The sequence below is a fragment of the Leeuwenhoekiella nanhaiensis genome (assembly GCF_002744755.1).
GTDB classification, from domain to species: domain Bacteria; phylum Bacteroidota; class Bacteroidia; order Flavobacteriales; family Flavobacteriaceae; genus Leeuwenhoekiella; species Leeuwenhoekiella nanhaiensis.
This window is the reverse complement of record NZ_KZ319287.1, coordinates 572,952-596,494: the sequence shown is the minus strand read 5'-3', so window position 1 is coordinate 596,494 and position 23,543 is coordinate 572,952. Positions and strand designations below refer to the sequence as shown.

The 23,543-nt window shown below is 41.2% G+C and carries 22 protein-coding genes and 2 tRNA genes; 13 read left to right on the top strand and 11 right to left on the bottom strand.

The window, feature by feature from the left end; translation table 11 throughout:
- The first annotated feature begins 65 nt into the window (after positions 1-65).
- Positions 66-452: an SPOR domain-containing protein gene (locus tag CJ305_RS02630; RefSeq protein ID WP_099644669.1), complete on the top strand. Its 387-nt coding sequence runs from the start codon at positions 66-68 to the stop codon at positions 450-452.
- A 416-nt stretch (positions 453-868) separates the two neighbouring features.
- On the opposite strand, the gene infB is transcribed toward CJ305_RS02630, so the two are convergent.
- From infB to rimP, 3 genes are read right to left on the bottom strand one after another with little or no spacing between them, the layout of a single operon-like run.
- Positions 869-3,601, bottom strand: coding sequence for a translation initiation factor IF-2 (infB, locus tag CJ305_RS02625; RefSeq protein ID WP_099644668.1), 2,733 nt, complete (start codon positions 3,599-3,601; stop codon positions 869-871).
- Positions 3,602-3,655: 54 nt separating this feature from the next.
- Positions 3,656-4,885 carry a transcription termination factor NusA gene (nusA, locus tag CJ305_RS02620; RefSeq protein WP_099644667.1) on the bottom strand — a complete coding sequence of 410 codons (1,230 nt, stop codon included), beginning with the start codon at positions 4,883-4,885 and terminating at the stop codon, positions 3,656-3,658.
- A gap of 9 nt (positions 4,886-4,894) precedes the next feature.
- A complete protein-coding gene (rimP, locus tag CJ305_RS02615; protein WP_099644666.1) occupies positions 4,895-5,359 on the bottom strand; it encodes a ribosome assembly cofactor RimP in 465 nt (154 codons plus the stop codon).
- A 170-nt stretch (positions 5,360-5,529) separates the two neighbouring features.
- Between rimP and CJ305_RS02610 the strand changes: the two genes are divergently transcribed.
- Both CJ305_RS02610 and CJ305_RS02605 read left to right on the top strand, forming a co-directional pair.
- Positions 5,530-6,369: a universal stress protein gene (locus CJ305_RS02610; protein ID WP_099644892.1), complete on the top strand. Its 840-nt coding sequence runs from the start codon at positions 5,530-5,532 to the stop codon at positions 6,367-6,369.
- 90 nt (positions 6,370-6,459) lie between these two features.
- Positions 6,460-6,789 carry a hypothetical protein gene (locus CJ305_RS02605; protein ID WP_099644665.1) on the top strand — a complete coding sequence of 110 codons (330 nt, stop codon included), beginning with the start codon at positions 6,460-6,462 and terminating at the stop codon, positions 6,787-6,789.
- Between the two features lie 172 nt (positions 6,790-6,961).
- On the opposite strand, the gene CJ305_RS02600 is transcribed toward CJ305_RS02605, so the two are convergent.
- The 4 genes from CJ305_RS02600 to CJ305_RS02585 all read right to left on the bottom strand — a co-directional run bounded on the left by CJ305_RS02600 (position 6,962) and on the right by CJ305_RS02585 (position 8,532).
- Entirely contained in the window at positions 6,962-7,504 is a 543-nt protein-coding gene (locus tag CJ305_RS02600) for a hypothetical protein (protein WP_099644664.1), read from the bottom strand.
- A 4-nt stretch (positions 7,505-7,508) separates the two neighbouring features.
- Entirely contained in the window at positions 7,509-7,928 is a 420-nt protein-coding gene (locus CJ305_RS02595) for a protein-export chaperone SecB (RefSeq protein ID WP_099644663.1), read from the bottom strand.
- On the bottom strand, positions 7,900-8,163 hold the full coding sequence (locus CJ305_RS02590; RefSeq protein WP_099644662.1) for a hypothetical protein: 264 nt from the start codon (positions 8,161-8,163) through the stop codon (positions 7,900-7,902). Before CJ305_RS02590 ends, CJ305_RS02595 begins: the two co-directional genes overlap by 29 nt.
- A 296-nt stretch (positions 8,164-8,459) precedes the next feature.
- A tRNA-Gln gene (locus CJ305_RS02585) sits at positions 8,460-8,532 on the bottom strand.
- Positions 8,533-8,795: 263 nt separating this feature from the next.
- On the opposite strand from CJ305_RS02585, the gene CJ305_RS02580 reads away from it, so the two are divergent.
- Together CJ305_RS02580 and CJ305_RS02575 are read left to right on the top strand one after the other, a co-directional pair.
- A complete protein-coding gene (locus CJ305_RS02580) occupies positions 8,796-12,083 on the top strand; it encodes a glycosyltransferase family 117 protein (protein ID WP_099644661.1) in 3,288 nt (1,095 codons plus the stop codon).
- The gene (locus CJ305_RS02575; RefSeq protein WP_099644660.1) at positions 12,076-12,732 is read left to right on the top strand and encodes a polysaccharide deacetylase family protein; all 657 of its coding nucleotides are present in this window, start codon (positions 12,076-12,078) and stop codon (positions 12,730-12,732) included. Before CJ305_RS02580 ends, CJ305_RS02575 begins: the two co-directional genes overlap by 8 nt.
- Here CJ305_RS02575 and CJ305_RS02570 read toward each other — a convergent pair.
- The 3 genes from CJ305_RS02570 to CJ305_RS02560 all read right to left on the bottom strand — a co-directional run bounded on the left by CJ305_RS02570 (position 12,725) and on the right by CJ305_RS02560 (position 15,885).
- Complete coding sequence (locus CJ305_RS02570; protein WP_350355191.1) at positions 12,725-13,027, bottom strand: thioredoxin family protein; 303 nt, start codon at positions 13,025-13,027, stop codon at positions 12,725-12,727. The genes CJ305_RS02575 and CJ305_RS02570 overlap by 8 nt on opposite strands.
- Positions 13,028-13,104: 77 nt before the next feature.
- On the bottom strand, positions 13,105-14,559 hold the full coding sequence (locus CJ305_RS02565) for a hypothetical protein (RefSeq protein WP_099644658.1): 1,455 nt from the start codon (positions 14,557-14,559) through the stop codon (positions 13,105-13,107).
- A 108-nt stretch (positions 14,560-14,667) separates the two neighbouring features.
- Positions 14,668-15,885 carry a metallophosphoesterase gene (locus CJ305_RS02560; protein WP_099644657.1) on the bottom strand — a complete coding sequence of 406 codons (1,218 nt, stop codon included), beginning with the start codon at positions 15,883-15,885 and terminating at the stop codon, positions 14,668-14,670.
- Positions 15,886-16,017: 132 nt separating this feature from the next.
- Here CJ305_RS02560 and CJ305_RS02555 point away from each other — a divergent pair, with 132 nt between their 5' ends.
- Positions 16,018-17,028, top strand: coding sequence for an isoaspartyl peptidase/L-asparaginase family protein (locus CJ305_RS02555; protein WP_099644656.1), 1,011 nt, complete (start codon positions 16,018-16,020; stop codon positions 17,026-17,028).
- Between the two features lie 853 nt (positions 17,029-17,881).
- On the opposite strand, the gene CJ305_RS02550 is transcribed toward CJ305_RS02555, so the two are convergent.
- The gene (locus CJ305_RS02550; RefSeq protein WP_099644655.1) at positions 17,882-18,325 is read right to left on the bottom strand and encodes a retropepsin-like aspartic protease family protein; all 444 of its coding nucleotides are present in this window, start codon (positions 18,323-18,325) and stop codon (positions 17,882-17,884) included.
- A 106-nt stretch (positions 18,326-18,431) separates the two neighbouring features.
- Between CJ305_RS02550 and CJ305_RS02545 the strand changes: the two genes are divergently transcribed.
- The 7 genes from CJ305_RS02545 to CJ305_RS02515 all read left to right on the top strand — a co-directional run bounded on the left by CJ305_RS02545 (position 18,432) and on the right by CJ305_RS02515 (position 23,528).
- On the top strand, positions 18,432-19,214 hold the full coding sequence (locus CJ305_RS02545) for a TatD family hydrolase (RefSeq protein ID WP_099644654.1): 783 nt from the start codon (positions 18,432-18,434) through the stop codon (positions 19,212-19,214).
- Positions 19,215-19,243: 29 nt separating this feature from the next.
- Positions 19,244-20,380: a 1-acyl-sn-glycerol-3-phosphate acyltransferase gene (locus CJ305_RS02540; RefSeq protein WP_099644653.1), complete on the top strand. Its 1,137-nt coding sequence runs from the start codon at positions 19,244-19,246 to the stop codon at positions 20,378-20,380.
- Entirely contained in the window at positions 20,364-21,389 is a 1,026-nt protein-coding gene (locus CJ305_RS02535) for an asparaginase (protein WP_099644652.1), read from the top strand. The genes CJ305_RS02540 and CJ305_RS02535 overlap by 17 nt, the downstream gene beginning before the upstream one ends.
- A 94-nt stretch (positions 21,390-21,483) precedes the next feature.
- Positions 21,484-21,571: transfer RNA gene (locus CJ305_RS02530), tRNA-Ser, on the top strand.
- Positions 21,572-21,645: 74 nt separating this feature from the next.
- Complete coding sequence (locus tag CJ305_RS02525) at positions 21,646-22,443, top strand: MotA/TolQ/ExbB proton channel family protein (protein WP_099644651.1); 798 nt, start codon at positions 21,646-21,648, stop codon at positions 22,441-22,443.
- Between the two features lie 30 nt (positions 22,444-22,473).
- A complete protein-coding gene (locus CJ305_RS02520) occupies positions 22,474-22,914 on the top strand; it encodes a hypothetical protein (RefSeq protein WP_099644650.1) in 441 nt (146 codons plus the stop codon).
- An 8-nt stretch (positions 22,915-22,922) separates the two neighbouring features.
- Positions 22,923-23,528, top strand: coding sequence for an ExbD/TolR family protein (locus CJ305_RS02515; RefSeq protein WP_099644649.1), 606 nt, complete (start codon positions 22,923-22,925; stop codon positions 23,526-23,528).
- Positions 23,529-23,543 lie beyond the last annotated feature (15 nt).

Genomic DNA, 23,543 nt, shown 5'->3' with positions numbered 1-23,543 from the left:
TTCTAAATAATAAATCTATATAGATTTGAGTTATTACTTTTACTTTTACCAAAACAATTTAAGCGATGAAAAATATACTCTTGAAGCTCACATTTTTAGGCGTTTTTGGAATTCTGATTCAGACTGCTGCGTTTTCGCAAAGCGGAAGTGTATCAATTTCTCAGGACAACCGAATTCCCGAACTACTCGACCTAAAATCAAAAATGGCGGCTAACAATGAGCTTAATGACCGTTATAAAATTCAGCTTTTCTACGGCTCTATAACCGAAGCAAACAGCGTGCAATCCCGGTATCGTTCTAAATACGGATCCTGGGAACCCAGTATAGTTTATGAAAGCCCCAATTACAAAGTTTGGGTAGGCAACTTCAGAAACAGACTGGAAGCAGACCGCGCCTTAATTCAAATACAAAAATTATTTCCAAATGCCTTTGTTATGAAACCTGAGAGGTAATAACATCATGATATTCTCAAAGAAAGGCGTTCTTAGGATCGCCTTTTTTTATGCAATATCCTGAGATAGCACAGGATCATCTGATGATAGAACCGTCGATCTCCCGCCCCTGAAAAAAGCCATTTAAGACTTCTGGAACACCCTTGTAAACATCCAAATGAACCCACACTGAAGCCACAGTGAACCCACACTGCACCCACACTTTACCACAGTATTTGTGGACCAATAAGGCAGCACAAGGGCTACACTATAAATTCATATACCACCGGCCATTCTTCAACCTGAGCCTAACCCAAACGGATTGCACCTTTATCAAGCCATTGGCTTCTGGAAAAACAAGGAATAGACTGTTCTACGAGCCACAAAAAAAAGAGGCTGCCGCAGGCAACCTCTTTTCCTAAATTTAATACTAAATATTACTTCAGTTTCTTCTTAACTGCAACTTCCTGGTACGCTTCAATAATATCACCTTCGCGTATATCATTATAGTTTTTAACCTGCATACCACAGTCGTAACCTTTACTCACTTCTTTTACGTCATCTTTAAATCGCTTCAATGAAGCCAATTCGCCGGTGTAAATCACAACTCCGTCACGTATTAAACGCACGCCTGAGTTGCGGTAAATCTTACCGGAAGTAACCATACAACCCGCGATTGTTCCGATTTTCGAAATCTTGAACGTCTCACGTATTTCAGCCGTACCGGTTATTTCTTCCTTCATTACCGGAGAAAGCATACCTTCCATTGCATCTTTCAGGTCGTTGATCGCATCGTAGATAATTGAATACGTACGGATGTCGATTTCTTCCTTATCCGCTACCTGTCTGGCATTACCCGCAGGTCTTACATTAAATCCAATGATGATGGCATCTGATGCCGAAGCAAGCAACACGTCACTTTCTGTAATGGCTCCTACTCCCTTATGAATGATGTTTACAACAATCTCTTCAGTAGATAGTTTTCCGAAACTGTCTGTTAAGGCTTCAACCGACCCATCCACATCACCTTTAAGGATAATGTTCAATTCTTTAAAGTCACCTAGCGCAATACGTCTTCCAATCTCGTCAAGAGTAATATGCTTCTGCGTACGAACAGATTGCTCACGTTGCAGCTGCGTACGTTTGTTTGCGATGTCTTTAGCTTCACGCTCATCTTCCATCACATTAAACTTATCACCAGCCTGAGGAGCACCATCCAGACCTAAGATTGAAACCGGTGTTGCCGGCCCTGCCTCTTTAATCTCTTTTCCACGCTCGTCGTGCATCGCTTTGATCTTACCACTGTTTGTTCCTGCAAGCACGTAATCACCTATCTTAAGTGTACCCGCCTGAACCAGAACGGTAGACACATAACCTCTACCCCTATCCAGGAAGGCCTCTACTACAGTACCGTTAGCACGTTTATCAGGATTTGCTTTCAGCTCTAAGATTTCAGCTTCAAGCAGTACTTTTTCTAAAAGTTCTTCAACTCCCTGCCCTGTTTTTGCTGAAATATCGTGCGACTGAATTTTCCCACCCCAATCTTCCACAAGCAGGTTCATATTAGCCAGTTGCTCCTTGATTTTATCAGGATTTGCCGTAGGCTTATCAATTTTGTTAATTGCGAAAACAATAGGAACACCTGCCGCCTGAGCGTGAGAAATTGCCTCTTTGGTTTGTGGCATCACATCATCATCTGCCGCTACCACGATTATGGCAATATCCGTCACCTGAGCACCACGTGCACGCATCGCGGTAAAGGCCTCGTGACCCGGTGTATCTAAAAATGCTATTTTCTGACCTCCCTTGAGCGTCACTCCATAAGCACCGATGTGCTGCGTAATACCACCACTTTCACCTGCAATTACATTCTCTTCACGAATGTAATCGAGTAAAGAGGTTTTACCGTGGTCAACGTGACCCATTACGGTAACAATTGGAGCACGGGATTTTAAATCTTCAGGAGCATCTTCCTGAACAGCAATAGACTCTTCAATGTCTGCATTCACAAACTCTACCTCGTAGCCAAATTCATCGGCCACAATAGAAAGGGTCTCTGCATCCAGACGCTGGTTCATCGTCACCATCATTCCCAGAGACATACACGCTGAGATGATCTGAGTAACCGAAACATCCATCATCGTAGCGACTTCGCTCACGGTAACAAACTCCGTTACTTTTAATACTTTGTTTTCAGCTTCTTGCTGCGCCATCTCATCCTCATTCTTCTGACGATGCTGATCACGCTTATCTCTACGGTATTTAGCTCCTTTACCTTTATTGGATTTACCCTGAAGTTTTTCAAGGGTTTCCCGTATTTGTTTTTGTACTTCTTCTTCTGTCGGCTCTTCTTTTACAACCTGAGCACCTCTGCGGCTTCCACCTCTTTGGTTATTGCGCCCGCGGTTGTTGTTATTGCCACCCGCATTAGGATTAGCCCCCGGGGTTTTGCTGATGCGCTTGCGTTTACGCTTGCGATCCTCATTAGAAGTTGTTTTCTTTTTCTTTTCAGGTTTTTTAAACTGCGAAAGATCTATTTTCTCTCCGGTAAAATTAGGACCCTCAAGTTTTTTGTAGTCTGTCTTAACAACATCATCGCCCAGCTTTGGAGCTTCTTTCTTGACATTTTCTTCCGGCTTCTTCTCCTCCTTCTTTTCAACTTTAGCAGGCTCTTTTTTAACCTCAGCCGCAGGTTTAGCAGGCTCTTCTTTTTTAGCAACAGGTTCTTCAACCTTAGGTTCAGGCTTAGCCTCTGCTGCTGCCGGTTTCTCTTCGACTTTTTCTTCTTTTGGAGCTTCTTTAGGTTTTCCGGCACGATCCAAATCGATCTTACCTACTTGTTTAGGCCCCTGAAGGTTGGTTTTCGCACGAATCACCTCTTTCTCGGGTTCCCGATCCTGACGCTTCTCCTCGATTTCTTCTTCGCGAGCCTGTCTTATAGCTTCCTTCTCCTTTTGTTTCTCCTGAGCAGCTTCTTTAGACGCAACTTTTTTATTTGCATCGGTCTGAAACTGATCTGATAATACCTCGTATACTTCGGCAGAGATTTTAGTGGTAGGGCGCGCTTCAACCTCGTAGCCTTTTTCCTTGAGGAAATCAACGGCACGATCAAGTGAAATATTAAGTTCACGCAATACCTTATTTAATCTCATGTTCTTTACTTCTGCCATAAATTGCTTTAATTCGCTATAAAATTAACCTAAAAAACCTGTATTCTCCTATTATTATTCAAACTCTTCTCGAAGAATACGCATCACATCGAGTACGGTTTCTTCTTCCAGGTCTGTTCTTCTAACCAGGTCTTCTACGTCTTGTTCTAAAATACTTTTTGCGGTATCTAAACCTATTTTTGAAAATTCGGCGATTACCCAATCTTCTATTTCGTCTGAGAATTCTGTAAGTTCCACATCTTCTTCCACACCTTCTCTAAATACATCAATCTCATAACCGGTTAATTGACCGGCCAGTCTAATATTGTGACCTCCACGACCAATTGCCTTAGAAACCTCCTCGGGCTTCAGCATTACTTCTGCAGTCTTATTCTCATCATCAATCTTAATCGAGGTGATTTTTGCCGGACTCAAAGCACGGGTGATATATAACTGCAGGTTATTGGTATAATTGATCACATCAATATTCTCATTCCCTAACTCACGAACAATGCCGTGAATACGCGAACCTTTCATCCCCACACAAGCTCCTACGGGATCAATACGATCATCATAAGAATCAACAGCTACTTTAGCTTTCTCACCCGGAATACGCACCACTTTTTTAACCGTGATCAATCCGTCAAAAACCTCAGGGATCTCAGACTCAAATAATTTCTCCAGGAAAAGCGGAGAGGTACGCGACATAATGATAGCAGGCTTATTTCCTTTAAGCTCTACACTTTCAATAATACCCCTTACGTTTTCGCCCTTGCGGAAGAAATCTGAAGGAATTTGCTTGTCTTTAGGCATGATGATTTCATTGCCCTCATCATCAAGCAGAATGATCGCACGATGTCTTATATGATGCACCTCAGCATTATACAACTCTCCTTCAAGCTCTTTAAACTGCTTGTAGATATTGGTGTTATCGTGCTCGTGAATCTTACTAATCAGGTTTTGACGCAATGCCAAAATAGAACGGCGACCCAGGTCAATAAGCTTCACTTCTTCAGACACATCTTCGCCCACCTCAAAGTCAGGCTCAATTCTGCGGGCTTCCGTAAGACTGATTTCAGAATTTTCATCTTCCACTTCACCATCAGCAACCACCACGCGATTACGCCAAATCTCTAAATCACCTTTATCAGGGTTAATGATAATATCAAAGTTATCATCACTACCAAAACGTTTTTTCAACGTACTTCTAAAAACTTCTTCGAGTATTGCCATAAGCATTACTCTATCTATGAGTTTATCATCTTTAAACTCTGAAAATGATTCGATTAACGCAATATTTTCCATTCTATATTCTTAAAATTTAATCTTAACTTTTGCCTGACTGATTACGTCATAGGCAATTTCTTCTTTCTTTTCGACAGTCATTTTACCTTTACCCACTTCTTTAGGAACACGCTCTTTCCATGACAGGGAAATTTTCTCATCATCTGCGGCGTCAAGCGTGCCGGCAACTTTTGAACCGTCCTCAAGCTTAACTTCTAAATCGCGGCCAATATTCTTTTTATACTGACGCTTATTAATCAGTGGCTCTGTAGCACCTGCAGACATTACTTCAAGTGAAAAATCTTCTTCTTCACGATCCAGGTTATGCTCTACCTTTCGGCTTACATTCATACAATCCTGTACCGTAACGCCCTCATCGCCATCTATGACCACTCGGATTTCGTTAGCACCCTTAACGGTAAAATCTATTAAAAATAGTGAGTTGTATTCTTCAAACGCTTCGTCAAGAAGCTCTTTAACACGTTCCTTCAACATTGGCCCTATAAAAAGAGGGGACTTTTTAGTGTCCCCTCAGATTAGTCTCTTAATTCAACGCTGCAAATATAATAATATTTATCAACATATAAAATAGAAGCACCTCAGGATTAAATGCTTAACTTTAATAGGCTCCCGAAATTATACTAATGCTTTTAAACCAGCGTGTTATGATCACAAAAATACTCGTTCCCACAGACTTTTCAGATCAGGCAAAATATGCATTTGAAGTTGCCTGCCAGATCGCGCAACGTCATAAGGCACAGATACACCTGCTGCATTTAGTAGAATTACCCTACTCCCTTCTGGACATTTTTGACAGTAAAAAAAGCCCCGATTTACCGGAAGCGCTTTACTTTCTAAAACTTGCCCAGCAAAATTTTCAAAAATTCAGAGCAGAATATGCCGCGCTTACTAATGACCTTGAACTGCTGGAAAGCGTGAAGTTCAACAACGTACAAGAAGGTATACAAAATTACATCACAGAACATGATATTGACACCGTGATTATGGGGTCGCACGGCTCAAGCGGCCTGGAAGAACTATTTATTGGCTCGAATACCGAAAAAATTGTGCGGAATGTTTCAGTACCCGTATTTGTAATCAAAAAACAACATCATCATTTTGATGTTAAGCGCGTCATATTTGCCACAGACCTTGAGAACGACAACAAACAAGCCATTCTGCAAGCGATGGCTTTTTCTAAGCTCTTTGAGGCCGAATTGAAATTTGTATATATCAACACCCCCGAAAATTTCAAAACCACCAAAGAACTCCGCGAACTGCACCACAACTTTAAGTCCGCACTAAACCTTCCTCTCGACCAACTTGAGATTTATAACGATATCAATGTAGAACGGGGCATCCTCAATTATGCCAAAGAAGAACAGGCTGATTTAATAAGCATTGGCACACACGGTCGAAAAGGACTCGCCCACTTTTTAAATGGTTCGCTCAGCGAAGATCTGGTCAATCACGCCAAAAGACCGGTTCTTACCTTCAAGATTTAAATCGTTAATAATTACCTAAATAACATATTATTATCAAATATGATTTGAGATTTTAAATAGTTTTCAAAACTCATTCTAAAAGCTATTGAAATGGAAGAACAAACAACTCTGGAACCGCTTTACGAACTACTAAGACGGGATACCTCTTCATCGGTCAATGAAGCCGGAAGCTCTTTGCAAAGAGCCATTTTAAAGAAATTCTTTAGAGCTTCGCGGGTGAACATCAAAAAAGCAAATTCAGGCTATAAAATTAAAATATGGCCTATGCTTTCTACCAAAAAGACTGCTTCCTTTATTTTTAGAATTCCTCAATCGCAAATGCACTCCTTCTTACAGAGTTGCATTAAAAACGACACCAAGGGGCGTGGCTTTTATACCGGGATGATGCAGTATTTAATGCTAAACAAAAGCCAAAGCTAGAGCCTTAAAACACAGGCCGATTTAAGACATAAAAAAGAGGCCGTCTAAAAACATTTAGGCGGTCTTTTTGGTTTTGGGCTGTAACTACTTTTTTTGGTTTTTGAATTGGGTAGGAAGGTAAGCAGATTTTGGCTTTTATATTTTTTTCTGCTAGATAAAACTAGGATCTCAGTTAATAGCCGTCAGGGTAAACTATTCTGTGACCTCGAAAATTCAATGGTCTGAATTTTTTAATACATATTTGAATAGGCCGCACAAACTCAAAGAAGGCATTGTTATTTGCAACAAATTTCAATTTAAACTCTTCTCCTCCCTTAGACTGTTGTGGATGCATCCTAATAGCTGCAAATGGAAATTCTCTCCCAACCTTTTTAAAAGCCAGTATCATAAAGTCAATGACATCAGGCACTAAAGCACGAGGGTTGTTTTTAAGACATAAGTCAAGAGCCTCACGAAAATCACTAAAGTGATCACGATTGTCTACTAAATCCAAACAAGTTTGATCATCATAATCTATTGCAGCTGCACAAACAAAATATCTGCCCTTATAACCCTTTTCTCCCCACCAGTGAGCATTCTCTATATGATCTTCCCAAAAATAATACCCCCTCCCTAACCAAGCCTTACTATGCGAACATTCGTAGGGACCGTGATTAAGAATCTCATCAGCATTACCCCGATCTTCAAGTGTTTGAAAAATTTCACTAGTTCGCAAATTCCTATTTCTTTATATCAGTTTTTTCTATGAGAACCGATTCTAGTGAAGATAAATTTAGTGTCGGCAGCATTAATGGAGAACGATTGAGCTGAATCGTAACAGAACTAATAAAAGACCTCAAATAGGGAAATAGAAGAGCTAATGCATTTTTGTAAAAGAAGCTAGGGATATCCTCAAGACTATTTACATTTTCAAATTCAAATTCACCCACACATCTCAAGGATACAAAAGGTGTTTTGGAATCCTCCTCAGTCTCAGAGAAAGCTTCAAAGTCAAAAGTTAGTTCGTATGACTTAGATTCTCCGTCAAAAACTCCACGAGGTTTAATTGAAACATCGTAGGTTTTTCCTTTTCTATACTCCAAGTCAATATTGACTTTATCAAAGTAAAAATTAGCAATAGAAAACGATGCCTTTTCCATAGGTAGTATTCATAAAAAAATCCGAAAGAAATTTCGGATTTAAAAGGTTAGTGGTTATAAAATTTTGTTCGCTCGATGGCGGTGCGGTCATACCATATTCACAGATAGTTTCAAAAAACTCAGCATAGGATGGACCTTCAATTTCAACATTAGAGACTGCTTCCCAGTCAGATTTAATCTGCTCCGGAGTTTGAGTATTAAAATACTCTTTCATTACTTGTGCTAAAATTCCCATTACAGTTTTTATTTTTTCTTCAATCTACACGCTTTGACGATTTGAAGCGCACAAACTTACGATAATATTATTAATCTCTAACACCTAAATAATCAAATAACCTCAAAAAGGATTAAGTGTTATAAAGTTAAATATAACATTTACCTTGAGTTTTATCAGTTAAATAACTGTTATTATTCTCCTTATTCTAAAAAAATGAACTTCAGCCAAATGGTTAAGGCAGTACATTCGGCCGCACTAGCGGTAATAAAAAAACCGCAACAACCTTTTAACTTAGGATATTGCGGTTTTTTTTGTTGGCCTACTAGGGCTCGAACCTAGACTCTTCTGGACCAAAACCAGACGTGTTGCCAGTTACACCATAGGCCATTGACCTTTATTATCACATACGCCTGACTTGCGAATGCGGCTGCAAATTTAAAACAAACTTTGAGTCCACCAAACAAATTTTTGAGAAAAAATAAAGTCCGCTGAAATTTTTAGCCATTTCAGCCGTTAGGGCTTTGACACCTAAAAACTTGAACGTTTGCATCGTTTTAAAGCGTCTCCTTATTTGCAAGGATGCTTTACTTAATAAAACGAAAATCATTAGCGTATTAATTCTTAAATTCGCTGCTTGTTAAATTTGCCTTATGACACACTTCAATTTCCCGAAGTATAATAAAATTTTCGGTTGGGTTGCTTTTGCGATTGCGCTGATCAGTTATGCATTAACGGTTGAACCTACCGCCAGTTTCTGGGATGCCGGGGAGTACATCTCCACCGCATCAAAGCTTGAAATAGGTCACCCTCCCGGAGCGCCGCTTTACCAGATGCTGGGTGCCTTTTTCTCCATATTTGCACCAGACAGCACCTATATCGCCCTGTGTGTCAACTTTATGTCGTGTCTGGCTTCGGCATTCACCATACTTTTTATGTTTTGGTCAATCTCTTTACTATTGCGCAAATTACTCAAGCGCAACAAAGAGGTCTTAACCTCTACTGATCAAATGGCAGTCATTGCCGCTTCTTTTATAGGCTCAGTAGCGTTTGCGTTTACAGACAGTTTCTGGTTTAATGCTGTAGAAGCCGAAGTATACGCGATGGCTATGTTTATGCTCTCCTCTCTATTTTATGTGGCCTTGCTCTGGGAACGCGACATGTTTAAACCCAGAGGCAACCGCTGGCTGATGCTCATTTGCTTTATCATAGGCCTTTCTTTCGGGGTTCACTTTATGGCTCTGCTTACCATTCCGGCAATAGGATTTTTATATTTCTTTAAAAACTATAAGAAAGTCACAGTCAAAAATTTCATTTTGGCCAACGTGATTGTAGTTGCCGTATTGATGTTTATCTTCAAGTTTTTGCTGCCTTACACGCTGAGCTTTTTCGGCTATGCCGAAGTATTCTTTGTAAACACCTTCGGACTTCCGTTTAACAGCGGAACCATTATCGCGGGTATCGCATTTATCGCCATCTTCTACTTTTTACTGAAGTACACCCGTAAAAACGAATACTACCAGCTCAACACACTGGTTTTGTCTATACTGTTCATTTTCATAGGCTTTTCCAGCTGGCTGATGCTTCCCATACGTGCTAACGCAGGGACCACCATCAACGAAAACAACCCGAATAACGCCCGTGAACTTCTGGCTTATTACAACCGGGAACAATACCCGGAGACCCACCTGTTTTACGGCCCTCAGTTTACTGAAATTTTTGGCGGTCTCGATGCACAGAATCCCTATGTAGACGGCAAGCCTAATTATGAAAAGGACGAAGAAAGCGGCAAGTACATTATCGTAAACGAATGGAAAAACGCGGTTCAAAATTCTGAAGATCGCCATAAAGTATTCTTACCTCGTATGTGGAGTACCGATCATATTGCAAACTATATGCAATTTACCGGTCCCCTTGATTTTCAGGTAAAACCGGAATATGCGGACAATCAAGAGTTACAGCAGGCTGTAGCCCAATTCAAATCAGACTATGCGCAGGGCCGTATTGATAACGAAGGTTTTCAGTCTTTTCTGATGCGTATTCGCCAGTATGTAGATGTAGACCCGCCATCATTTGGGGACAACCTGGCATATATGTTCGACTTTCAGTTTGGCTATATGTACTGGCGTTATTTTATGTGGAATTTCACCGGGCGTCAGGACGACATTCAGGGCAAATACGATGACATACACGGCAACTGGCTCAGCGGAATTCCTTTTGTCGACGAAGCCCGTCTGGGGCCTCAGGACAATTTACCCAGCGATGCTCTGGACAATAAAGCCCGTAATACCTATTTCTTCCTACCGCTTATTTTAGGTCTTTTAGGCTTGGTGTTTCAGGCCAGTAAAGACAAAAAAAGCTTCTGGGTACTGCTCGTGCTTTTCCTGTTTACCGGGATTGCCCTAAAAATTTATCTTAATGAGCGTGCCTTTGAACCCCGCGAGCGTGACTACGCGCTTGTAGGCTCATTCTATGTTTTTGCTATGTGGATTGGCTTCGGCTTTTACGCACTTTACGATTTACTTAAAGAGAAACTGAGCTCCAAAGTCGTACTTCCTGTAGTTACGGTTTGCTGTCTGCTGGCTGCGCCCGTGATACTGGCTGCTCAAAACTGGGATGATCACGACCGCTCCGGTCGTAAAACCGCTCTCGCCATGGCCAGGATGTATCTGGACAGCTGCGACGAGAACGCTATACTGTTTACTATAGGAGACAATGACACCTTCGCACTTTGGTACGTACAGGAAATTGAAGGCTACCGTCGCGATGTACGTATTGTGAATACCAGCCTCTTCCAGACGTCCTGGTATATTGATGATATGAAGCGTAAGGCTTATGAAAGCGATCCCATCCCTTCACAACTTACCCATGATAAATATGTAGCAGGTAACCGGGATGCGGTTTGGTATAATGAGTTAAGACCAAACGATACACTAGATATTAAAACCTGGATGAACTGGATTGCGAGTGATGATCCACGCACTATGGAAGAGCTTCAAAGTGGAACTTTAGTGCATACGTTCCCTACCAAATTCATACGTATTCCGGTGGATAAAAATACCGTTACAGCTAATGGTATTGTGCCCCAAAAGGATGCCGACCTCATCGCCGATGATATTGTTATCAATGTAAAGGAAAACATCCTGTATAAAAACAGATTGTTGATGCTTGATGTCATTGCAAACAATGACTGGAAGCGTCCTATTTATTTTACGGGCGGAAGTTTTGGCGATGATGACTATTTGTGGATGAAAGATTACCTGCAACTCGATGGCGTTTGCTATAAGCTGGTGCCGATTCAAACACCTATTGATCCGCAGGCGCCTTATGATATGGGACGTATTGATACCGAAAAATTCTACAATATCGCGATGAACTGGTATTGGGGTAACAGCGGCGATCCGGATATTTACCACGACACCGAAACCCGCAGAAACGGAATCACCTATCGTGGAAATCTGGCGCGCCTTATTGAGCAGCTTATTGCCGAAAACCAGCTTGACAAAGCCAAGAATGTGCTAGATCTGGCGATGGAAAAAATGCCGGTAGACATCTTTGAATATTACACCTTACTGGAACCCTACGTAAATGGATACTATGAAGTGGGTGAGCAGGAGCGCGCCCGTGAATTGTGGAATCAGGTAGCTAAAAAGTATCAGGAAAAACTGGATTACTGGAGCACACTTGATCTTCAAAGACAATATCAGTACGCACAGGATATCATTACCGATATTGAGCGCTACCGAAGTCTGGTTGATCTGCTAATCATCAATCAGGATCAGGAAATCCTACCGGAGAAGGCTCGTGAATTCAACACCTATCTGCGTAAGTTCAGCCAGTTTTACGGGGAAGATGAAACCGAACCTGAATCGGCCCCAACTGTAGAACCTACCAAGGATACTTCAATCGCTATTCCGGCGGAAACCGATACGCTTGAGTAAACTTTTTAAAATAGACTTACCCGTAAAGACGCCTAAGTGGCTTAAGCGTCTTTACCCGGGTTATGTTTGGGATCAAAAAGACAGCTCAGGAACCAAAAAATTGTATCTCACTTTTGACGATGGCCCCATCCCGGAGGTCACGCCCTGGGTGCTGGAAACCCTGAAAAGCTTTAATGCGAGAGCTACCTTTTTTTGCATAGGCGAAAACATTGCCAGGCATCCTGAAATCTTTAAGCAACTGCTGATAAGCGGAAACAGCATTGGCAACCACACCTACAATCATTTAAAAGGCTGGAATACTCCTCAGGATGTTTATCTGGAAAATACGTTGAAAACCGAAATGCTTCTAAAGGAAGCGGGTGTCAACGGTAAATTATTTCGCCCACCGTATGGTAAAATAAAACGTGGCCAGGCCAAAGCATTAAAAAAAATGGGGCATCAAATTATTATGTATGATGCCATTGCTTACGATTGGGACGCTGCAATTTCGCCTGAGCAATGTGCCCTAAATATCATAAATAACGCAGAGCCCGGAAGCATACTGGTGTTTCACGACAGTTTAAAAGCAGAACGAAATATGAAAGCTGCACTAACCCGGGTTTTGGAGCATTTTAGCAGTCTGGGGTATGAGTTTGCCCCGCTTAGATAAATTTTTGCACGATTGCGATCAGCGAATTAGCATCCTGCTCTCCGCTCTGACGCCATTTCATCTCACCCTTTTTGTAGATAACCAGGGTAGGCAGACCTTTGATTCGAAGGGCTTCGGCCAGTTCAGGATTTTTATCGATATCTATTTTGATAACCTTAGCCTTATCTCCCAATGCAGCAGCCACATCACGCATCACCGCATGCATAGTATTCGATTCTTCGTTCCATTCGGTATAAAAATCAAGCAGAACCGGAATATCAAGGTCAATGAGTGCTCCAAATTTTGACATAGTCACGCTCTTTAGTGCCCTAAATATAAGGTTAAAAGCCAAATTGCCACTTATTTAAGAAAATATTAATTGCGCCGGTCAGATTATTTGATATTAACATTCAGCGAAAACACAACAATATTCGTTGTACTGTTTGTCCCTCCTGTGTTAGTAACCAGTCTTTGTCCCCAAATTTCTATAAAATCATTTGGTGCGAGCTCAACAGTACCCGAGATGGAATTACTCACCACGTCTGCAGTTGTATTAACCCTCATAATGGTATTGGTTTCGGTAAGCGTAGTAGTGCCGTTCTTTCTGATAAAAAAAGCGTAGAAGCTTCCCACGTTATCATTGCCCCGAACAGAAAGTGAAGCATTTACCTGAAAAGTTCGTGTTCTCTTCCCCATATAGGTAAGCCGGTTATTTTGCGGCGAAGACATTCGGAACAAATTCACAGCAGTCGTTGAATTGGAATTCGCATTTCCCTGAAGATTAAAAGCATTTTGATTATTTACCGTTTGGAGAAAACCTGTGGTAATAGTCCCATTATAGTAAATGTTTCCGGTTGCCACGTTGTCAGACTCCACGGGAATACCCGGACAATTCACTGTCCAGTTATTGGTAAAGTTGTAACCTGTATAGCTACCTGTTGTATAGCGGCTAATATAAGGATTGGAAGAGGTGCCCGAAAAAACCGTGCTCAGAATAACTCCATTGCTCACTGTAGGATTTGAGCTTACATCAAATGCTATAGCAGAACCGGAAACGGCACTAAACCCACTAATTTTTTCAACCAGACCAAATGTACCTGTTAACTTTTCAAAAGTACCACTGTTAGAACTAAACCAGGCCTGATTATTAAGAAGAAGATTGCCCAAGTTTGAGTAGGTTATTCCATTAGCATTATTGACAAACTGTATCACATTTCCAAAAAACAATCCAATATTTGATATAGATCCTACACCGGTCGTCATTCCCGCAATCACAGTATTTTGAAGTAAAATAGATTCTACACCACTTCCAGAAATGTTGAACGCCCTGGCTCCGGTAAGCGTTACATTTCGTATGCTTCCCCCTGTACTTCCCGAAAATACAGTTCCTCCGGCAAAGCTTAATACGTCTTCAGTTGCATCAAGCCCAGATATATAGGCTCCATTTAAATCAATTGACGCATTAAGAACTATTACCCCATTAATTTCATAGTAAGTATTCTCATCTAGGGTAATTACTCCACCAGATACAGCAGGTAAATCTGCCTGACTTTTAACCAGCACATAATTATTTCGCGCTTCCGCACCCTTAAGTTTTGACCACGCAGAACCAGAATAATAGAAAAAGGAAGACTCATCGGTATCATAAACCAGTAAACCGTTTGCAGGAGATACAACTGCAAGTCTTTGAGCAGTGGTCAATCTTGGGGTTAGGATTCCCTGAGTTTGAGACTGCATATCGAGAAGTGCAGAAGGATCTGGAGTTGTGGTGCCAATCCCAACCTGAGCCTGTATAGCGCAGTCAAATGATAAAATACTTAAGACGAAGAATAATCTAAAAATCTTCATAGGGATTGGATTTAAAACCCAACCAAATTATGCATTTTGAGGACATAAACAGTTATTTCGTAGAAATTTAACAGCTTTTATATTTATTACAAGTAAGAAATAGCCTACTTACAGAGGGCGTCGGCGTAGCTCTATAACCGTCACTTCAGGCCAGATTCCCACCCGCCCGGGATAACCTAAATATCCAAAACCCCGGTTGACATTTAGCACTCTTTGAGCTTCTTTATAAATACCTGCCCAGTTTTCATAGCGGTATTGCACCGGACTCCAGCGAATAAATCCCGGAATCTCAATACCAAATTGCATCCCGTGCGTGTGTCCGCTCAGGGTTAATTGGTAATTTTTAGGATCATTTTTGAGTCGCTCTGACCAGTAGGTAGGGTCGTGACTCATCACCACCTTAAAGTCATCAGGCGTTAAACCTTTAGTTGCTTTGTCAATATCTCCGGCCTGTTTAAAACCCGCACCCCAATTTTCAACTCCTACCAGCGCGATGCGCGAATCATTCCGTTCTAACCAGGCGTGCTCATTGAGCAACAACTTCCATCCCATATCGCGTTGCAGCTTTTTAAGAGCATCCAGATTTTCGGTCTTGGCAGTTTGGGATTCCCAGTCAGCATAATCCCCGTAGTCATGATTACCCAAAACCGAATAGACTCCGTCTTGAGCTTTTAGCTTTGAAAAAAGGCCGGTCCAGTCTTTCATTTCGTGGGCAAAATTATTGACCAGATCTCCCGTAAAGAGAATGACATCGCTTTGCTGCTCATTAATAAGATCAATACCGTAAGCGATTTTTTCGGCATCATCAAAGCTTCCGCTGTGTATGTCACTTATCTGGGTAATGCGGTATCCGTCAAAAGCTTCCGGCAGATCCTCAAATTCTAAGGTGTAACTCAACACGCGATAGCGGTATTTCCCACGGTACATTCCATATATTAAAGAAGCGAAAGGAATCGCAGCAACACCCAGAGCAAGAGCACTTATAAACTTTCGCCTTGATGGCAATTCAAAAGAAGTCTGCGCCGTAAAAAAGCGGTTGTATGAAGCAATGAATACCCGAAGGATATCCTCGCCAAACATCAGAATGAGCAGTATTAATTTTGGCACGAAAAAAGCTAAAAACCAACCCAACATATACATCTCGCTCACTTCGATCCCTTTAGAGCGGTCGAGTGTAGTAAGTGTATAGATAAATGCGGCTAAAAAAGCTACCGATATAAAAACGTAGATTACAGAAAGAAGGGTGCTTTTGGAAAAGGTTCTAAATGCCTGAAACGCATAGATATCTACCAGAATATAGATTGCAATAAAAATAAACCAACGCATAGGAGTTTTTTGAAAGCCTAATATTAATGAAGTAAAACCAGAGAAAACTCAAAGAAAGCCTAATTTTTGATCTGGACCAGATAGAAATTATGCGGGACCTTTAGTAACTTACCCCTTTTTAGAGCATACTTTATGAAAAGACGGAATTTTTTAAGCTCAAGCGCTTTAAATACACTGGCGCTTGGATTCGGACTTTCGGGCTTTGCGAAGACCTCGTTCAGCGACGATTCCAAATCAAGAAAACAAGCTAAAAACACTTCAGCTGCGGCCCAAGGCCCTATCGCGATTTGTACCTGGGAGTTTACGCAGGCAAACGCAACTGCCGGAAAATTACTCGATCAGGGCTATAATGCTCTTGATGCAGTGATACAGGGTGTTGCTGTAGAAGAAGAAAATATTAAAAACACCACTGTAGGAAAAGGTGGCTCTCCAGATCGTGAAGGTAATGTTACCCTTGATGCCTGTGTGATGGACCATACCGGAAATTGCGGTGCCGTGATGTGCGTAGAAGATATTACAAACGTTGCGGCTCTCGCACGCAAGGTGATGGAAGACACGCCCCACGTTATACTTGCCGGTGAAGGTGCCAAAGAATATGCTCTGAGCAGTGGTTTTAAAGCCGAAAATTTGCTTACCGAAGCTTCTGAAAAAGCCTGGAAAGAATGGCTTAAAGAATCTAAATACCAGCCCATCATCAATATTGAAAATCACGACACCATAGGAATGTTGGCACTTGACGCGGAAGGAAATATTTCGGGTGCATGCACCACATCGGGTCTGGCTTATAAAATGAAAGGTCGTGTGGGTGACAGTCCTATAATAGGAAGCGGCCTTTTTGTAGACAATGCGGTAGGCGGAGCCGTTGCCACCGGGATGGGAGAAGAAGTGATCAAAACCGTAGGCAGCTTTTTAATCGTAGAACTGATGCGCAACGGAATGAGCCCACAGGAAGCCTGCGAGGAAGCCGTACGCCGCATAGTGACTACTAATCCCAACCACGTCAACTTTCAGGTGGCTTACATAGCCATTAATAAGAAAGGAGAAACCGGCTGTTACTGCATACACCCCGGTTTTAAGATGATGAAGTACGAAAATGGTACTAATAATCCGATAGTTGCAGGAAGTCATTTGCAGAAAAATTGATTTCCTCGATTTTAACGGTATTTGAACTAACTCTTTTTAAAGTAGTATTTAAATATAGTAAGTTTGCCCCGTGCTGAAAAGCGGAAAATATTTAAGATTGTTGTAATTGACTTGTAATAATCAATTATGATTTGGGGTGAAAGCCAGCTCTCAGAGCTGGCTTTCTTTGTTTATACACCAAATCAAATGGGGTGACGAGCGAGGGTTAAATGAATTCTATTCTTTAATCCGCTTATCAAAAAAACGAGACGAGACGTTTCAATCACACCGCGGAGCATACTTTCTTTGATTACATCCTAAATCAAACGGGGTGGCGAGCGAGGGTTAAACAGATTCTATTCTTTACTCCGATCACCAAAACCCGAAGCGACACGTTTCAATCTCACCGCTGAGTATACTTTCTTTGTTTACACCCAAATCAAACGGGGTGGCGAGCGAGGGTTAAACAGATTCTATTCTTTACACCGATTATCAATACCCGAAGCGAGACGTTTCAATCTTACCGGAGAGCTGGCTTTCTTTGTTTACACACCAAATCAAATGGGGTGACGAGCGAGGGTTAAATCAACTATAATCTTTACACCGATTATCAAAACCCGAAGCGAGACGTTTCAATCTTACCGGAGAGCTGGCTTTCTTTGTTTATACACCAAATCAAATGGGGTGGCGAGCGAGGGTTAAACAGATTCTATTCTTTACTCCGATTATCAAAACCCGAAGCGAGGCGTTCCAATCAAGCCGCTGAGAATGCTTTCTTTGTTTACACCCCAAATCAAACGGGGTCGAAGTGTACTATAATAAAAAATCCTCACAGGTTTTAAAAAGTTGTGAGGATTCGTTGATTCTTAATTAATCACTGTTTTTTCAAATAGAAACAATCGTATTGATAATCAATCACAGCCTTGCCTTGTTTTAAGATATCTGCTCCAATAATTCCACTCACTGGTTCTGCATCATGATTAGTAAGCGCTGTATTCACGTGAGACAAATCAAAAAGCACTATTGACGCCTTTTTTGTAGACCAGTCTCCTATCTCTATTCGATTATTTTGGGATAATTGCGTGAGCATGTCAATGGCGCCGGCACCGGCCGCCTTAATGTCACTATCTTCAGCAAACAGTTTAAAACGCTCTAAATCTTCAAAACCAATACAGGTATTTGAAGCTCCGGTATCTAAAATAAATTCGCCGTCTACTCCATTTATTCGGGCATCAAATTTAAGATGGCCGGTTCCCACACTCTTTAAAGGAATGCGCACGTAACCTTTTTCCAATAAATGCTGGCGTAATGAACCCATGTTCGGTTTTAGATTTTTCCAAACTTAGCCTAAATAAAACAGGATGCTTCTAAATATTCTCTAAAGTTTTGTGGTAAGGCCTGACGAAATTTTAAATTTGCGCTTTATGTTTATAGATACCCATACCCATTTATACAGCGAATCATTTAAAGAGGATCGCAACGAAATGATAAAAAGGGCCATTGATGCCTCGGTAAAAACGTTTGTACTTCCCGCCATTGACTCTACCTATACCTCGTCTATGTGGGAGCTCAAAAAACAATACCCGGAATCCATGCACCTTATGATGGGGCTTCATCCTACCCATGTAGATCCGGAAAGCATTAAGGCGGAAATGAATCATGTCAAAGAGGAGCTTGCATCAAAAAACTATTGTGCCGTAGGCGAAATAGGCATTGATTTGTATTGGGACCGCTCAACCGAAGATTTACAGAAGGAGGTTTTTGCGGAACAAATACAGCTGGCAAAGCAGTATGACCTGCCCATTGTTATACACTGCAGGGATGCGTTTGATGAAGTTTTTGAAGTACTGGAAGCGGAGAAAAGTGATGCGCTACGCGGAATTTTTCATTGCTTTACAGGCAACCGCGAGCACGCCCAAAAAGCCATCGATCTGAACTTACTTTTAGGGATAGGCGGAGTTGTAACATTTAAAAACGGAAAAATTGATCAGTTTCTCAATGAAATTGATCTCAGCAATATTGTTTTGGAAACCGATGCACCCTATCTGGCCCCTACTCCTTACCGCGGCAAACGCAATGAAAGCAGCTACCTCATTGAAGTCGCCAATAAACTGGCCGAGCTTTACGAGGTCCCGCTAAAACAAATAGAAGAACAAACTACAAAAAATGCCAAAAAGCTATTTGGGCTTGACTCATCGCCAAAATAGTTCGTTATTTACCCTTAAATAAAGAGAACGTGTCACAATTTGACTCCATAAGACCTTATTACGATACTGAAGTCCACGAGATTTTACAGGAATTCTACAAACATCCTATGTTTCAGGCCCTGCTTCAGTTTACATTTCCTGATAAAAAAGAAGAGGAGATCAAAAATATCGTTGAGAGCTGTCATTCTATTTACGATTTTCAGACACGTATCATCTACCAGTCTATACAGCGGGTAATGGAAAAAAGCACCGATGGATTTTCGACTTCGGGCTTTGACGATCTGGAGCGGAACAAAGCTTATTTTTTCCTTTCTAATCACAGGGATATTATCCTTGACACTTCTTTTATTAATGTCGCACTGTTTGATCACGATTTGGTTATGACGGCATCTGCCATTGGCGACAACCTGGTAAAAAAGTCTTTTTTACTTGCTCTGGCCCGTCTCAATCGCAGTTTTTTGGTACAGCGTAGTCTGAGTCCACGCGAAATGCTGGTCAGTTCAAAAAAGCTTTCAGAATATTTAGCTTATCTATTAGACCAAAACCAGTCGATCTGGATGGCACAGCGGGAAGGTCGTACTAAAGACGGTAGCGACAAAACCCAGCAGGGTGTGCTTAAAATGGCGGCTATGGCCCGGGGTGACGTACCGGCCATGACTTATTTAAAGCGTCTAAACATAAGACCGGTAGCGATTTCGTACGAATTTGACCCAACAGACATTCTTAAAGTACCCGAACTCATTGCAAAAAGTGAAGACCTCACTTATGTTAAGAGTAATAATGAAGATTTTAATAGTATTATGCGGGGAGCTTTGGGCAACAAAAAGCGCATACATATTGCAGCAGGCAAATTAGATCCGGAGCTTTTTGACAAACTTGAGGCCAGCGACTTATCTGACAATGATAAACTCCAGGAGCTTGCCAAACAGATAGATCGCGAAATTTACCGTATTTACAAACTATGGCCTTCTAATTATGTCGCTTATGATCTATATCATAAGACTACTGATTTTGCCCACACCTATACCGACCGTGACAAGCGCAATTTTGAGCGTCGTATAGAACGGCGTGTGAATCCTGACAGTGCCATTGCACTGGAAAGTTTTTTACTCATGTATGCGAATCCGGTAATCAACAAGCTAAAGAGTCTTGAGTCAGCAAAGTAAAATCCTCCTTATCTATACCGGTGGAACCATCGGGATGATTAAAGATTTTGAAACCGGAGCTTTAAAAGCTTTTGACTTTAAAGATCTGCTTCAAAAAATTCCTGAACTGCGCCTGCTTGATTGTGAAATCAGCACCACCGGACTTGAAAAACCTATTGACAGTTCTAACATGAATCCTGCTCTTTGGGTTGAATTGTGTAAAATCATCGAAAGCCATTACGAGACACACGATGGTTTTGTAATTCTGCACGGGAGTGACACCATGAGTTACACCGCATCGGCGCTAAGTTTTATGCTTGAAAATTTAAGTAAGCCGGTTATTTTTACAGGTTCTCAGCTGCCTATAGGTGACCTGCGTACAGACGCCAAGGAAAATCTAATCACAGCGATTCAAATTGCCGGACTCAAAAAACGCAACCGTTCTTACATTAGTGAAGTGTGCCTGTATTTTGAATACAAGCTCTACCGCGGCAATCGCAGCACAAAAATTAGTGCAGAACATTTTGAAGCTTTTAAATCACCTAATTATCCACCTCTGGCTACCTCAGGAGTGCATCTGAGTATTGAAGAAGACAAGCTTTTACCTTATAAGCGGAAAAAGCTTGTGATACACGAAGATTTGAAAACTGATATTTTAGTCACTCACCTTTATCCGGGAATTCAAAAAGATTTATTGGCCGACATGTTTGAAAAGTTAAAGTTTAGTGGGGTTATACTACTGACTTACGGCTCTGGAAACTGCTCAACTGAAGAATGGTTTTTGAAATTAATTCAAAAAAATATTCAAAAAGGGATTCCGGTTGTTAACATCACGCAATGCACTTGGGGAAGTGTACAAATGGGTAATTATGAGACGAGTACAACGCTAAAAAAAATAGGAGTTATTTCCGGAAAGGATTTGACAATTGAAGCTGCAGTCACTAAAATGATGTATCTAAATAGTCAAAACTTGTCTCCAAAGGTCTTTAAGACTATATTTGAAACATCGCTAAGGGGAGAGATGAGTTAACAGAAACGATGTGTCGTTGGTATAAATCCTTTTGGAAATCGATATTTTTTTTGTTAATTGGCTCCCTTTTGCAGACAAAGGCTTAGGCCGTTAAAGAGAGGTGGCCGAGTGGTCGAAGGCGCACGCCTGGAAAGTGTGTATACGCCAAAAGCGTATCGAGGGTTCGAATCCCTTCCTCTCTGCTAATTTTTAATAATTGAATAATTAATTTTATATCTTTATCACTTTACTAACTAAATTTTTAAGAATCAAAGCAATGAAAAGAGTATTTTCTATTCTAGTAATCACAGCTGTAATGGCGTTAAGCAACCTAACGGCTCAAGCAAATACTGCAACTCTAATGACTGCTAACGCCGCAGTTATTACGGCAGTTCAAGATGAAGCAGCTGACGAAGCAGCAGCTACTGACGATGAAGCAGAATCAGTTTCTTTTACCCAAGAGTTAAAGAAACGTTTTATCGAAGGTGGTCCTGGCTTTATGGGTATCGTACTTTTATGTTTGATATTAGGTCTTGCTATCGCAATTGAGCGTATTATCTATTTAAATCTTGCTACTACAAACACAACCAAACTAGCACAAGATGTTGAAGATGCATTAAATAGTGGTGGTATCGAGGCTGCAAAAGAAGTTTGCAGAAATACCAGAGGCCCTGTTGCTTCTATATACTATCAAGGTCTTGACCGTGTAGACGAAGGCGTAGAGGCAGCTGAGAAAGCAGTTGTTGCTTACGGTGGAGTTCAAATGGGACTTCTTGAGAAAAACGTTTCTTGGGTATCTTTATTTATCGCACTTGCACCGATGCTTGGTTTCATGGGTACGGTAATTGGTATGATCCAGGCATTTGATAAGATTGAAGCTGCCGGTGATATGCAACCTTCACTTGTTGCGGGTGGTATTAAAGTGGCACTTTTGACTACCGTATTCGGTCTTATCGTGGCAATTATTCTTCAGATTTTCTACAACTATATCATTGCTAAAATTGATAGCATCGTTAATGATATGGAAGATGCTTCTATCACTTTGATAGACATGCTTGTACGTTACAAGAAGTAATAATTCCCACTTTAAATACACAGACTCATTATGTTACATAAAATATTAAAAATTGTCGCGTTAATCCTGTCGGTTCTTGGAGCTATATGGCTTGTAAGAATCCTGTTGGCAGGTGATACAGCGATTACAGATTCAGCAGATTTACAGAGCAGTCTGGTAACTCCATTTATCATCATTGCTTATGTGACTATTGCAATAGCTATTGTTTTTGTACTGGTTTTTGTACTTAAAAACCTGTTCAGCAGTGGTTCATCACTAAAGGGAACGTTAATAGGCCTTGGTGCATTTCTAGCAATAGTTGTTATCTCTTACGTTTTGGCTTCAGGTGAAGAAGTTACTTTACGTGACGGAGAGGTAGTATCAGCAGGCGCCTCAAGATGGATTGAAGCAGGTATTTACATGTTCTACATCCTTGCTTTGGTTGCAATAGGTGCTATGGTATTTTCAGGAGTTAAGAAATTAGCTAAATAAAAGAAATTATGGCAAAAAGAGCAGCACCAGAAGTAAATGCAGGATCGATGGCAGACATTGCGTTCTTACTGCTTATTTTCTTCCTGGTAACCACAACAATTGAAACCGATAGCGGTATTAGCCGTAAATTACCTCCGGAGCTTGATGAAAATCAACCACCTCCACCGGTAATTAAAGAGCGTAACCTATTTACCGTAATCGTAAACAGTAATGACGAATTGCTGGTTGAAGATGAAGTAATGCAGCTAAAAGATTTGAGAGCAGCTGCAGTAGCATTCCTGGATAACGGAGCAGAAGATTGTTCATACTGTCAGGGAGCTAAAGCAGAAAACTCCTCTACAAATCCTACCAAGGCGATTATATCCCTGGTAAATAACCGGGGTACTTCGTATAAGCGTTATATCGCTGTACAGAACGAATTGGTTGCTGCCTATAATCAGCTTAGGGACCGCGAAGCACAAAAAAAGTATGGAGAGTCTTTTGTTTCCATGGAACAAAGATATAATGATCCGCGTACCTCAGAACGTGACAAAGAACGCTTAAAGCCTCGTTTGGAGGAAATACGCGAACTGTATCCGGAAAAACTTTCTGAAGCAGAGCCTAAGAAATCATAAAACTATTTAAACCTA